Source organism: Arthrobacter sp. K410C (genome assembly GCF_059090105.1).
Genome location: NZ_JBNHFJ010000019.1, coordinates 45157 through 57146, shown reverse-complemented (window position 1 = coordinate 57146; position 11990 = coordinate 45157). Strand labels below are relative to the sequence as shown.

The following is an 11990-nucleotide window of genomic DNA, read 5'->3' as shown; positions in this document are numbered from 1 at the left end:
CGCTGATCCTCAGACAACGAACTAGACGCACGCATAAAACTGCTCCCCGGGAGTCGGAACTGAATTTCTCAGTCCAACTCCCGGGGAGCAGTTCACACGAGTGAAGGACCCTTTGTTGTTACCGGCGTCAGGAACGCGGCGCCGCGTACATTTCCTCGATAATTGTCTCGAAGTCCTTCATGACCTGCGCCCGCTTGACCTTCATGGAAGGGGTCAGGTGGCCGGAGGCCTCGGTGAAATCCGCAGGCACGATCCGGAACGACTTGATGGCCTCCGCGTGGGACACGGAGCCGTTGGCCGCCGTGATCAGGTCCTGGACCGCGGCCTTGACCACAGGGTTGGCGGCGGCCTGGTCCAGGGTGGTGTCCGCGGGCAGCCCGTGGCGCTGCAGCCAGCCCGGCAGGGCTTCCTGGTCCAGGGTCACCAAGGCGCCGATGAACGGCCGGTTGTCGCCCACCACCAGCACCTGGGACACCAGGGCGTCGGCGCGGATCTGGTCCTCAAGCAGGGCAGGAATGACGTTCTTGCCGCCGGCCGTGACAATGATTTCCTTCTTGCGCCCGGTGATCCAGAGGAAGCCGTCCTCGTCCAGGCGGCCGATGTCGCCCGTGCGGAACCAGCCGTCGGTGAACGTTTCCGCTGACAGGTCCTCACGCTTGTAGTAGCCGCGCATAACGCAGACGCCCTTGGCCAGGATCTCGCCGTCCTCGGCGATCCTCACGGCGTTCCCGGGCAGCGGCTTGCCGACCGAACCGATCTTGATCCGGGACGGGGTGTTGACGGAGATGGGAGCCGTGGTCTCGGTCAGGCCGTAGCCTTCCAGGACCTGGAGGCCGATGCCTTGGAAAAAGTGGCCCAGCCGTTCGCCGAGGGGCCCTCCGCCGGACACCGCGTGGGCGACATGGCCGCCCATCGCTGCCCGGAGTTTGCTGTAGACCAGCTTGTCGAACAAGGCGTGGCGCAGTTTCAGCCCCAGTCCCACCCGCCCGGCCTGCCGTGCCTTGGAGAAGGCGATGGCCGTATCCGCAGCCTTGTGGAAAATGGCTCCCTTGCCGCCGTCCTCCGCCTTGGTCATGGCAGAGTTGTAGACCTTCTCGAATACCCGCGGGACCGCGAGGATGAAGGTGGGCTCATAGCTCTGCAGGTCCGACAGCAGGTTCTTGATGTCCGGTGTATGGGCAACGGTGGTGCCGGCGGCCATGGCCAGCACCGAAATGAACCGTGCGAAGACGTGGGCCAGCGGCAGGAACATGATGGTCTTGGCGTTCTCATGGACAATTTCGCCGATGATGGCCAAGGCGTTGTCGGAGAGTTCGACGAAGTTGCCGTGGGTCAGCTCGCAACCCTTGGGGCGTCCGGTGGTGCCCGAGGTGTAGATGATCGTTGCGAGATCGGACAGTTTGGCGGCAGTCCGGCGGGACTCAAGCTCCTCGTCGCTGATCCCTGATCCGGCCGTGCGGAGGGCATCCAGGCCTGCACCTTCCAGCTGCCAGACATGCTGGAGGCCAGTCAGGCCTTCCGCCGTTACGGCCTGCCGGATGACGTTCTCGTGGTGCGCGGCTTCGCCAAAGGCGGCCACGGCGCCGGAGTCGCCAAGGTTCCAGGCAACCTGGGACGGGGACGAGGTTTCGTAGATCGGGACGGAGACGCCGCCGGCGAACCAGATGGCAAAATCCACCAGGGACCATTCGTACCGGGTGCGGGACATGATGCCAACGCGGTCACCCACGCCGACGCCACTGGCAATCAACCCCTTGGCAAGCGCTTTGACGTCGGCAAGGAACTCGGTGGCGGAAACATCCTGCCAGGCACCCGCTGAATCAAGGCGCGAGAACAGTGCCGGGTTGCTGGCTTTCTTCGCCTGCCGCAGCACCAGATCGGTGATATTGGTTTCCGGTGGAACAACAACAAGAGGCGGAACACTGAATTCGCGCACTATAGCTCCTTTGATATCCGAACTCCCGCTTCAGGGGTATGCCTACAGAGTAGTACGCCGGTGCGGGAGCAGTGCAGCACTTAAACCTACTGGCGGGTAACTTATCCGTCAATGGGTCCCGCTGCACGAGGCGGGGTCCCGCCGCCCATGGGTGCAAAACCTAGAATGGGGAACTATGTACGCACAATCTTTCGGCGAGCAGGCCGGTCCACTTAGCAGGGCCGTCCCTTGGCGGCGCCGCTCCGCCCCCTACCGGGCAGGCAGAAGAGGGGGTGACGGCTTCCACGGGCAGGTGCGGCTTGGCCGCAAGGGACTGGCCATAGGTATCGACATTGGCGGCACCAAGGTGGCGGCCGGGGTGGTGGATACCGAAGGCAGGATCCTTAGCGAGGCTCGCCGCTCCACGCCCGGCACGGATCCGCGCGAGGTTGAGCAGGTCATCGTGGAACTCGTGGAAGAGCTGGGCAGGGGACAGCGCATCCGCTCGGTTGGAATAGGCGCGGCCGGCTGGATGGACCTCGACGGCGGCACCGTACTGTTCAGTCCGCACCTGGCATGGCGCAATGAGCCCCTGAGGGCCAACCTGCAGCAGCTCTTGCGTAGGCCCGTGCTGCTGGCGAACGACGCCGATGCCGCGGCCTGGGCTGAATGGCGCTTCGGTGCCGGCCGGGGTGAGGACCGGCTGGTCTGCATCACCCTCGGCACCGGCATCGGCGGTGCGATGGTCATGGACGGCAGGGTGGAGCGCGGCCGGTTCGGGGTGGCCGGCGAGTTCGGCCACCAGATCATCATGCCGGGCGGGCACCGTTGCGAGTGCGGCAACCGCGGATGCTGGGAGCAGTATGCCTCCGGCAATGCCCTGGGGCGGGAAGCCAGCATCCTGGCCCGCAGTAACTCCCCAATGGCGCAGGACCTGCTCGCAGCAGTCGGCGGCCGCGCTGACACCATCACCGGGGCCGTGGTGACCGACCTCGCGCTGGCCGGCGACACTGCCTCCCGTGAGCTGCTCGAGGAAGTGGGCGAATGGCTCGGCCTGGGCCTCGCGAACCTGGCAGCAGCGCTCGATCCCGGCCTGTTCGTGATTGGCGGCGGACTGTGCTCGGCCGGAAACCTGCTGGTTGAACCGGCGCAGAAGGCGTTCGCGCGGAACCTCACAGGGCGCGGCTTCCGTCCCGCCGCCGGGATCGAGCTTGCCGCCCTGGGGCCCAATGCCGGACTGATCGGGGCTGCGGACCTGTCGCGGGTCAGCGGCCGGGTCCGCCACTGACCCGCTAGACGCGGGCGCCGTCGTCGTCCTCGTCTTTTTCCTGCGGGAGCTTCATGATCAGGTATACGGTTCCCAGCACGAACGCGGCCACGATGCCCACTATCGCCAGCAGCGGCGCGGAACGCCAGAACATCGCCGAGAGCAGCAGCGCTACCGGCCCGCCCACCGCCGCCAGCCAGGCCAGCATGGTCAGCGGGTCCGTGCCGGCCAGGCTCGGGGGTTCTTCGGGGATGAAGTCGCCGTCGTCGTCGTCCACTGTATAGTTCCGGGGGCCCTCCGGCGTATCCCCGTTCCGGCCCTGGCCGGCCCTTGCCTGGCGCTGCGCCGCAGACGGTTCGGCCGGGGCTGCGCCCGCCAGGCCCAGGGGATCGAAATCGCGGAAGGACGCGGTTCCCCGGGCTGCCGGAGCCTCCGGCTCTGCGGGCGGCTCCGGATCCGGGTTGCGGGGATCCGGCGGCCCGGAAGCGGTGTCAGCTTCCAGTCGCGCCACCAGGTCCAGCCAGACGGCGTCGTCCTGGTTCGCTCCCTGGTCCGCCGAGTCGGGGGAGCCGGAGTCATGCCTGTTCATGCTGCACCTCCTGTCTTCCCGCCGCGGGGGCTGCGCCGGCGGCCAGCACCCGGCGGATAAACTCCACCGACCCCTGGAAGATGCGTTCGGCGTCGTTATCCATGGTGGCCACGTGGTAGCTGTTGTCGAGCCGGACCAGCTCCACGGGCGCGCTCAAGCCGCGTCGCAGCGCGGCAATGCTCGCATCGGAGACCACGTGGTCCACGGTGGACCTGTAGACCTGCACGGGGGCGGTGATCCGGGGGAGCAGCCGGATGGTGTCCCTGAACATTTTGTTCATCTCATGGGCCGCCGCTACCGGAGTGCGGGTATACGCGCCCTCGTCCATGCCTTCCTTGAGGATGTCGTTGGCAATGGCCGGCGTGGATTTCAACACCAGCTTGAGGATGCCCGCGAGCGGAGCCCTGGGATCGTCGATCACCAGCGCGGGATTGACCAGCACCACTCCCGCCACGGGGCGTGTGGCCGCAACCCGCAGGGCCAGCGCGCCGCCCATGCTCAGCCCCGCCGCAAACACGTGGTCGCACTCCGCTTCCAGCTCCAGGTAGGCATCATCCAGCGCGCCGTGCCACTGCTGCCAGCGGGTCCGGGCGAGGTCCTGCCAGCTGGTGCCATGTCCCGGCAGCAATGGCATGCGCACAGCGAATCCGGCAGCGGCAAAGGCCTGCGCCCACAGGCGGAGTCCATGGGGGCTGCCGGTGAAGCCATGGGAGAGGACTACGCCGGTCCTGGGCCCGTCCCCGCTGGACGCGCTGGTGAAGGGACTGTGGTCCGGGCTGGACGTCATGGTGTCTCCGAAGTGCTGGTCAATCGGGCATGGGCGCGGATGAAGGCGCTGGACCTGGCGAAGATCTCCGGCGCGTCCACGTCCAGCGTAGCCACATGGCCGCTGCTGGCAAGGTCCACCACCTCAGTGAGGTGCGGGCCGAGCCGTTGCCGGAGCAATGCCAACGACGTGGGCGGAACCACAATGTCCGTCCTGGACTTGAAGACCTGGACCGGTGCCGTGATGCGGGGCAAGCCGCGGATTGCGGCGCCAAAGAGCTTCTTGAGCTCGTGCACGGCCGCCAGCGGCGTGCGGGAGTAGTCACCGTCTTCGGTGGCTGGCGCCGTCGGCTGGTCCTCCTGGATGGGGATGGTTGTGCGCTGGAAGTATTTGAGCACCCCAATAATATGGATGCGGCGGTCGTAAAAACTGAGCCCCGGATTCACCACCGAGACCCCTGCCACCGGATGCCGGGAGGCGGTCAGCAGGGCCACCGCCCCGCCCATGGACAGTCCCGCCACAAAGCACGTTTCGGTGCGTGCCTGGAGCTCCAGGAAGGCGGTCTCGTAGCTGCTGTACCAGTCGCTCCATCCTGTCCTGGCCAGCTGGCGCCAGTCCGTTCCGTGCCCGGGCAGCAGCGGGACCGAGACGGCATATCCCTGCCCGGCCAGGTGCTCGGCCCACGGCAGCACGCTCAGCGGGCTGCCGGTGAATCCATGGCAGATTGCCACGCCCACCTGCGCGTTTGCTCCATGCCCGGGATAGCTGAAAGCGGCAGGGCGGGGCGGGACGCTGCTTTCAGTCATGAGTCCATCGTGTCACTGTTCCGGCCAAATCTCACTAGAGTAGGGTTGCATTGAACTGCTGACCAGGCCCGGTGCGGAGCCTGGGGGCCGTCTTCCGGAGAGGTTCACCACGTGTTCTATTGGGTCATGAAGAGGATCTTCCTCGGTCCGGTCCTGAAGCTGCTTTTCCGCCCCTGGGTCAAGGGCCTTGACAACATCCCCGGCCAGGGTGCGGCGATCATCGCTTCCAACCACCTGTCGTTCTCCGATTCCATCTTCCTGCCGCTGATGGTCCGCCGCCCCGTGGTCTTCCTGGCCAAGATGGAATACTTCACCGGTACCGGCATCAAGGGCCGGCTGACAGCCCTGTTCTTCCGGCTGACCAACCAGCTGCCCATGGACCGCTCCGGCGGTGCGGCATCTGCGGCATCCCTCAGCGCCGGGATGGACGTGCTCAACCACGGCGGGCTGCTCGGCATCTACCCTGAGGGCACCCGCAGCCCGGACGCCAGGCTTTACCGCGGCAAGGTGGGTGTTGCCCGGCTGGCGCTGGAGGCCGGGGTTCCGGTCATCCCGGTGGCCATGATCGGCACGGACAAGGTGCAGCCGATCGGCAAACGGCTGCCCAATATCCGCAGGATCGGCATGATCTTCGGTGAGCCGTTGGACTTCACGGCCTACCGGGACCAGGCAGAGGACCGCGATGTCCAGCGGAAAGTCACGGACCAGATCATGTTCGAACTGCAGCGGCTTTCCGGGCAGGAATATGTTGACGAGTACGCGGCGGTAGTGAAGCTCCGGCTGGCCGGCAGGCCGGTGGAACCCGAGGCAAGCGCAGAACCTCTGGCATCGCCGGCGGGCGGCGTGAACCCCGCGGATCCCGTTCCCGGCCACGGTGTGAGGCAGCAGGACCGGACGGACGACGGCGGTGCTGCCGCCACCGGCTGATGGGCGGGCTTTTTCACGCATGGGGGTTGTGACGCGGACGCCGGCCAGCGTGACGGTGCGGTGTCCAGTGGTCCTGCGCTGCCGTTAGTCTTAGATGGTGACTGAGCTATCTGCAAAACCTGCCTTTTCGCTGTCCAGCACCGCCCAGAGCGGAGCCGCCAACTATCCCGGACTGGACGACTGGCGGGACCTTCCCATTTCCCAGCAGCCCAGCTGGCAGGACCAGGAAGTTTTCGACGCCTCCGTCAAGGAACTTTCCGTGCTCCCCCCGCTGGTGTTTGCCGGTGAAGTGGACATCCTGCGCGAGCGGCTCGCCGCTGCTGCCCAGGGGAAGGCGTTCCTCCTGCAGGGCGGCGACTGCGCGGAAACTTTCGAGGCCGCCACGGCGGACAAGATCAGTGCCAGGGTCAAGACCATCCTCCAGATGGCCGTCGTGCTGACGTACGGCGCTGCCATGCCCGTGATCAAGATGGGCCGGATGGCCGGCCAGTTCGCCAAGCCGCGTTCCTCCAATGACGAGACCCGGAATGGTGTCACCCTGCCGGCCTACCGCGGCGACATCGTCAACGGCTACGAGTTCACCCCCGAATCACGCGGCCACGACGCCTCGCGCATGCTCCGCGCCTACCACACCTCCGCATCCACGCTGAACCTCATCCGGGCCTTCACGCAGGGCGGCTTCGCCGACCTCCGCTCGGTGCACCAGTGGAACAAGGGCTTCACCGAAAACCCTGCCCACGCCCGCTACGAGTCGCTGGCCAGGGACATCGACCGGGCCATCAAATTCATGGACTCCTGCGGTGCGGATTTTGAGGCGCTCAAGCGCGTCGAGTTCTTCGCCAGCCACGAGGCCCTGCTGCTGGACTACGAGCGGGCGCTGACCCGGATCGACTCCCGGACCGGCTTCCCGTACGACACCTCCGCCCACTTCCTGTGGATCGGGGAGCGGACCCGCGAACTGGACCATGCCCATGTGGACTTCCTGTCCCGCGTCCGGAACCCGATCGGCGTCAAGCTTGGTCCCTCGACCACCGGCGATGACGCCCTGCGCCTGATCGACAAACTGGATCCGGAACGCGAACCGGGACGCCTGACGTTCATCACGCGGATGGGTGCCGGCAACATCCGGGAGAAGCTGCCCGCCGTCGTCGAGAAGGTTACTGCCTCCGGCGCCCAGGTGCTGTGGGTCACCGACCCCATGCACGGCAACACTGTGACGTCCCCCAACGGGTACAAGACGAGGAACTTCGACGACGTCATTGACGAGGTGCGCGGCTTCTTTGAGGTGCACCATGCCCTGGGAACCGTGCCCGGCGGCCTGCATGTGGAGATGACCGGCGACGATGTGGCTGAGTGCCTTGGCGGCGCCGATCCCATCGACCAGGATGCTTTCCTGCACCGCTACGAGTCGGTCTGCGACCCGCGGCTGAACCACATGCAGTCCCTGGAAATGGCATTCCTGGTGGCCGGCGCACTCGCCAAGCACTGACCCTGCCGGATGGTGTGGGCGGTCGGGCCGCCTACACCACGGTCAGCGTTATGACGGACCCTTCGGGGACCTCTGTGTCCACGGGGTCCTGGGCGCGGACGGTTCCAAAGAAGCCGCCCAGCACATTGTTGACTCGGACCTCGAAGCCCAGTGCCTCGAGCGCCCGCCTGGCTTCGTTCGCCTGCCGCCCGATGAAGCTGGGAACCTCCACCATTCGAGGGCCCTTGGAAATGGTCAGGGTCACGGTGCCGCCGCGGGTAAGCGTCCCGCTGGCAGGCGACTGGCTGACAACAGCACCCTCGGGCACATTCCGGTCAAACACCTCTTCGCGGGCCACCTCAGCCTGCAGCCCGGCCGCCTCGATGGCGTCCACGGCATCATCCTCGTCCTGGCCCACCACGGAGGGGACGGGGATGGGCTCGGGTCCCTTGGAGACCACCAGGGCCACCGGCGTTCCATGCCTGGCCGGCGTGCCGGCAGCCGGCTCCTGGGACAGGACAATGCCGGCAGGCACGTCCTCGTTGAATTCCGCGGTGACCGTACCCAGCGCCATTTCGGCACCGTTCAGGGCGTCCTTGGCCTCGTCCAGCGTGCCGCCGGAGAGTTGCGGCAGGGGGAAAAGCTGCGGGCCCTTGGACACATAAAGCGATACAGGCTGGAACTTCCGGATTTCCGTTCCGGCCTTCGGCTCGCTTCCCACCACCAGCCCGCTGGGAACATCGTCGTCGAATACGTCCCTCGTGGTGGACCTGAATCCTGCTTCACTGAGGAGCTGCTGGGCCTCCGCCACCGTCCTGTTTGCCACGGCCGGGATGGTGGCCGCAGCCCCGGGGCCCATACCGAAGAACCAGCCCGCTCCCGTGGCGAGCAGGGCCGCGAGGACCAGGACCACCACCCACAGGACGCCCCGCCGTCGGGCACTGCCTTCGCGGAGTGAACGGACAGGGGTTGCGGCGGCCCGGGCACGGGCCTTCTCGTCCTCCTTTTCAGCCTTGCGCTGTGCCCGCTTGCTGAGCTGGGGCGCCGGGGGCGCCCAGGGTTCCTCCACATCCTCCCCGGGAGGGGTAAGGATGTGGCTGCCCCGGCCGGCTCCGGGAGCCGGCCGCGCAGGCTCGCGCCCCAGCGCGGGTCCATGGGCAGGCGGCGCCGGCCTGCCGGAGGGCATGACCGTGGTGGGGTTGTTGGTTTGCGCAATGAACTCTGTGTGATTCCCGAAAGCTGCATCCTGGACCGGGGCTGTCTCCTGGGCGCCGGGGGAGGCAGGCGCTGCGGTGCCGGCGGCGGCCGGAGGATGCAGGTCCAGCTCGGAATCGGTCAGGTTAGTCCGAATGTGCCGCAGCTCCTGGAGGAGCGCATTCGCATCCACTGGCCGGTTCTCCGGGTCATTGGCCGTACACCATTGCACGAGCTCGTCCAGCTCGCCCGCCAGCCCGGGCACCAGAGCCGACGGCGGACCCACCGTGCCGTTGACATGCTGGTAGGCCACCTGGATGGGGACGTCGCCTTTGAACGGCTGTTGCCCGGTCAGCATTTCAAACAGCATGATGCCCACTGAGTAGACGTCGCTCCGGGCATCTGCCGGCCGGCCCAGGACGATCTCGGGCGGGACATAGGCGACGGTTCCCATCAGTGTCCCGGAGCTCGTGGACGAGGTGACCGCCCGGGCAAGGCCGAAGTCGCCGATCTTGATCCTGCCGTCGTCGGCGATCAGGACGTTTTCGGGTTTCACGTCGCGGTGGATGAAGCCCGCGGTATGGGCCGCGGCCAGTCCTTCCACGACGGGATCAATCAGGGCAAGTGCGAGCCGCGGCGGCAAGGCCCCCTTGTCGTTGATGACGTCGCGAAGGGTGTGGCCCTTGATGTATTCCATGACCAGGTAGGCGGTGTGGCCGTCATGGCCCTGGTCCAGGACCCCCACCACATGGGGGTGCGAGAGCCGGGCCGCCGCCTTCGCCTCCCGCCCCAGCCTGCCGAGGAAGCTCTCATCCGCGGCCAGGTGCGGATGCAGCACCTTCAGTGCAACGTGGCGCTCCAGCCTCTGGTCCACGGCCAGGTAAACCGTGGACATGCCGCCGCGGGCGAGCCGGGACTGCACGGTGTAGCGGTTGTCCACCAGCGTTCCCACAAAGGGGTCAGAGACGTGTTCCTGCACCCTTTGATCCTAATCCCGCAATGAAAAGGGTCCGAACCCGTCATCGGTCCGGACCCTCCTCACAGCAGTCCCCGTATCCCCGCAGTAAGTGCCGCTGGGACTATGCGAAGTTCTTGCGGTGCGCCTTGATGGCGGCTACGTAAGCCTTTGTGTCGTCGTACATGCCGTACTTGCTGACGGAGTACTGACCCTGGTAATACCCCGCGATGGCGGTGTCTTCGTCCTTGCTGGTTGCCAGGAGCTGCCGGATGATCGCCACGCCTGCAGTCGCATTATCGTACGGGTCCAGGAGGTTCAGCTTCCTCCCCACGAGGTCCGAGGCCCACTGGCCGGAGCTGGGGATCACCTGCATGGTGCCGATTGCGTTGGCGGGAGAGACGGCGCGCTGGTCGAAGCCCGACTCCTGGTGAGCGAAGGCGAGGGCCAGCGCAGGATCAACGCCCATGCGCCGTGCCGTGTCCGCCACGATGTTGCGCATTTCAGCGCGGGACGGCACCGGAGCCGCGTTCAGGAGCGCCTTGTTCTCGTTGGCCGAACTGACCACGGCGGCGGGATAGCTGAATCCGAGGAAGGAACTCGGTACCAGCGGTGCGGCTGCCGCCGCGGGCTGCGGGGCCGGAGCCTGGCCGGGGGCGCCGGGAATGACCAGCTTGTTGCCCGGGTAGATGACGGTGCTCATGCTCATCTTGTTTGCGGACAGGAGTTCGGAGAGCTTGACGTTGTGCCGTGACGCGATGGCATAGAGGCTGTCCCCGGCCTTGACGGTGTAGGAGCCAGTGGCCGGGGCGGGGGTGGCGGCTGAATTCGCCAATACCGCGGGTGCCGGCGCTGCGGCGGGGGCAGCCGGCGCGGGCTGTCCGCCGCCCACCTTGATCTTCTGTCCCGGATGGATGATCGAGCGCATGTTGAGGTTGTTCCAGCTGAATACTTCGGACAAGGGCACATTGTGCCGGGCGGCGATCGCTCCCAGCGTGTCACCGGGCTTTACGGTGTAGGTGGCACCCTCACCCGTTGCGGGTGCTGCCGGTGCGGGCGCAGCGGCGGGCGCGGCCGGTGCCGCCGGCTCTCCGGAAAGTTTGATCTTCTGCCCCGGGTAGATCAGGGTGTTCGCCTGGAGGTTGTTGAGCCGGAGGACATCCCCGGTGTTCAAGCCGTACCGCCCGGCAATGCTGCTGATGGTGTCGCCCCGCACAATGGTGTACTCCGCAGGGGCTGAAGGCTGTGCCGGCTTGAAAGCGGTGGGGATGGTCGTGGACACCGAAGCTGCAGGAATGTGGGCCGCCTTTGCCTGTGCCGCCTGCGCTTCCATGGCCGCAGCCAGGGTCGCAGGAAGGGCGCGCGCAGGCTTTTCCGCAGCAGCAGGCTCGGCCACAGCCAGGGATGACAATACGACCGCGGGAAGTGCCGCTGTGGTGGCGGCAATCATTGGCAGGCTCGGCTTGGGTGGCCGCTTGGGCGAGCGGGACATTGTCATGGAAAAAATCCTCTTCTCAACTGCGGGCGCGGACGGGGATGCCGCTGACATTCCTGATACTACTGTTACTCAAGTTATTACTGTTACTGGGGTTAACACTGTGAATGTCTCATGAATCCGGAGATAGCACAAGAATTCCGGGAATCCCGGCAAGAAAAGATTTTCGGAGTGTCCGCAGGTCAGGAGCCAGGTTGCGCTTTATCGACTAGGCGCCCGGGGGCCCACCGTGGCAACCTTGATCCGTGAGTAATGTAGAAGACCTCGTGGGCGAATGGTTGCCCCTCCCCGACGTAGCCCGTCTTTTGGATGTTTCCATCACCAAGGTGCACAGCCTTATTGACGAGCGGGCACTGGCCGCTTTAAGGGTGGGGGACCGCAATATCAGGTCTGTGCCCGCGGAATTCATCCAGGACGGGCAGGTTGTTGACAGCCTTAAAGGGACAATCGTGGTCCTCGCCGATGCCGGATATTCGGACGAGGACCTGATCATCTGGCTGTTCACTCACGACGAATCGCTGCGCGGCCGGCCTATCGACGCGCTGCGGGAGGGCCGCAAGACCGAGATCAGGCGCCGGGCCCAGACCCTCGCCTGGTGACAAACAGCC

The 11990-nt window shown here is 66.2% G+C and carries 10 protein-coding genes; 4 read left to right on the top strand and 6 right to left on the bottom strand.

Annotated elements, in window-relative coordinates:
* Positions 1-127 precede the first annotated feature (127 nt).
* Positions 128-1936, bottom strand: coding sequence for an AMP-dependent synthetase/ligase (locus AC5RU7_RS18725; RefSeq protein WP_494053497.1), 1809 nt, complete (start codon positions 1934-1936; stop codon positions 128-130).
* 175 nt (positions 1937-2111) lie between these two features.
* On the opposite strand from AC5RU7_RS18725, the gene AC5RU7_RS18720 reads away from it, so the two are divergent.
* Positions 2112-3203, top strand: a complete 1092-nt coding sequence (locus AC5RU7_RS18720) for an ROK family glucokinase (RefSeq protein ID WP_494053496.1) — start codon at positions 2112-2114, stop codon at positions 3201-3203.
* Positions 3204-3207: 4 nt separating this feature from the next.
* On the opposite strand, the gene AC5RU7_RS18715 is transcribed toward AC5RU7_RS18720, so the two are convergent.
* The 3 genes from AC5RU7_RS18715 to AC5RU7_RS18705 are packed head-to-tail and all read right to left on the bottom strand — an operon-like array spanning position 3208 to position 5343.
* Positions 3208-3771 (bottom strand): hypothetical protein, encoded by a 564-nt coding sequence (locus AC5RU7_RS18715; protein WP_494053495.1) that lies wholly within the window; start codon positions 3769-3771, stop codon positions 3208-3210.
* On the bottom strand, positions 3758-4558 hold the full coding sequence (locus AC5RU7_RS18710; protein ID WP_494053494.1) for an alpha/beta hydrolase: 801 nt from the start codon (positions 4556-4558) through the stop codon (positions 3758-3760). Before AC5RU7_RS18710 ends, AC5RU7_RS18715 begins: the two co-directional genes overlap by 14 nt.
* Positions 4555-5343, bottom strand: coding sequence for an alpha/beta hydrolase (locus tag AC5RU7_RS18705; RefSeq protein WP_494053493.1), 789 nt, complete (start codon positions 5341-5343; stop codon positions 4555-4557). The genes AC5RU7_RS18710 and AC5RU7_RS18705 overlap by 4 nt, the downstream gene beginning before the upstream one ends.
* 111 nt (positions 5344-5454) lie before the next feature.
* On the opposite strand from AC5RU7_RS18705, the gene AC5RU7_RS18700 reads away from it, so the two are divergent.
* The gene (locus tag AC5RU7_RS18700; RefSeq protein ID WP_494053492.1) at positions 5455-6270 is read left to right on the top strand and encodes a lysophospholipid acyltransferase family protein; all 816 of its coding nucleotides are present in this window, start codon (positions 5455-5457) and stop codon (positions 6268-6270) included.
* A gap of 94 nt (positions 6271-6364) precedes the next feature.
* Positions 6365-7759 carry a class II 3-deoxy-7-phosphoheptulonate synthase gene (locus AC5RU7_RS18695; protein WP_494053491.1) on the top strand — a complete coding sequence of 465 codons (1395 nt, stop codon included), beginning with the start codon at positions 6365-6367 and terminating at the stop codon, positions 7757-7759.
* A gap of 31 nt (positions 7760-7790) precedes the next feature.
* Here the strand turns inward: AC5RU7_RS18695 and AC5RU7_RS18690 are convergent, their stop codons facing one another.
* Both AC5RU7_RS18690 and AC5RU7_RS18685 read right to left on the bottom strand, forming a co-directional pair.
* Entirely contained in the window at positions 7791-9911 is a 2121-nt protein-coding gene (locus AC5RU7_RS18690; protein ID WP_494053490.1) for a Stk1 family PASTA domain-containing Ser/Thr kinase, read from the bottom strand.
* 100 nt (positions 9912-10011) lie between these two features.
* On the bottom strand, positions 10012-11385 hold the full coding sequence (locus AC5RU7_RS18685; protein ID WP_494053489.1) for a lytic transglycosylase: 1374 nt from the start codon (positions 11383-11385) through the stop codon (positions 10012-10014).
* Between the two features lie 242 nt (positions 11386-11627).
* Here AC5RU7_RS18685 and AC5RU7_RS18680 point away from each other — a divergent pair, with 242 nt between their 5' ends.
* Positions 11628-11981 (top strand): Rv2175c family DNA-binding protein, encoded by a 354-nt coding sequence (locus AC5RU7_RS18680; RefSeq protein ID WP_494011964.1) that lies wholly within the window; start codon positions 11628-11630, stop codon positions 11979-11981.
* Positions 11982-11990: the final 9 nt, after the last annotated feature.

Bases quoted from the DNA above. Each gene is read 5' to 3' on its own strand.
- AC5RU7_RS18720 (WP_494053496.1), top strand. From the start codon at position 2,112: ATGTACGCACAATCTTTCGGCGAGCAGGCCGGTCCACTTAGCAGGGCC.
- AC5RU7_RS18715 (WP_494053495.1), bottom strand. From the start codon at position 3,771: ATGAACAGGCATGACTCCGGCTCCCCCGACTCGGCGGACCAGGGAGCG.
- AC5RU7_RS18710 (WP_494053494.1), bottom strand. From the start codon at position 4,558: ATGACGTCCAGCCCGGACCACAGTCCCTTCACCAGCGCGTCCAGCGGG.
- AC5RU7_RS18705 (WP_494053493.1), bottom strand. From the start codon at position 5,343: ATGACTGAAAGCAGCGTCCCGCCCCGCCCTGCCGCTTTCAGCTATCCC.
- AC5RU7_RS18695 (WP_494053491.1), top strand. From the start codon at position 6,365: ATGGTGACTGAGCTATCTGCAAAACCTGCCTTTTCGCTGTCCAGCACC.
- AC5RU7_RS18685 (WP_494053489.1), bottom strand. From the start codon at position 11,385: ATGACAATGTCCCGCTCGCCCAAGCGGCCACCCAAGCCGAGCCTGCCA.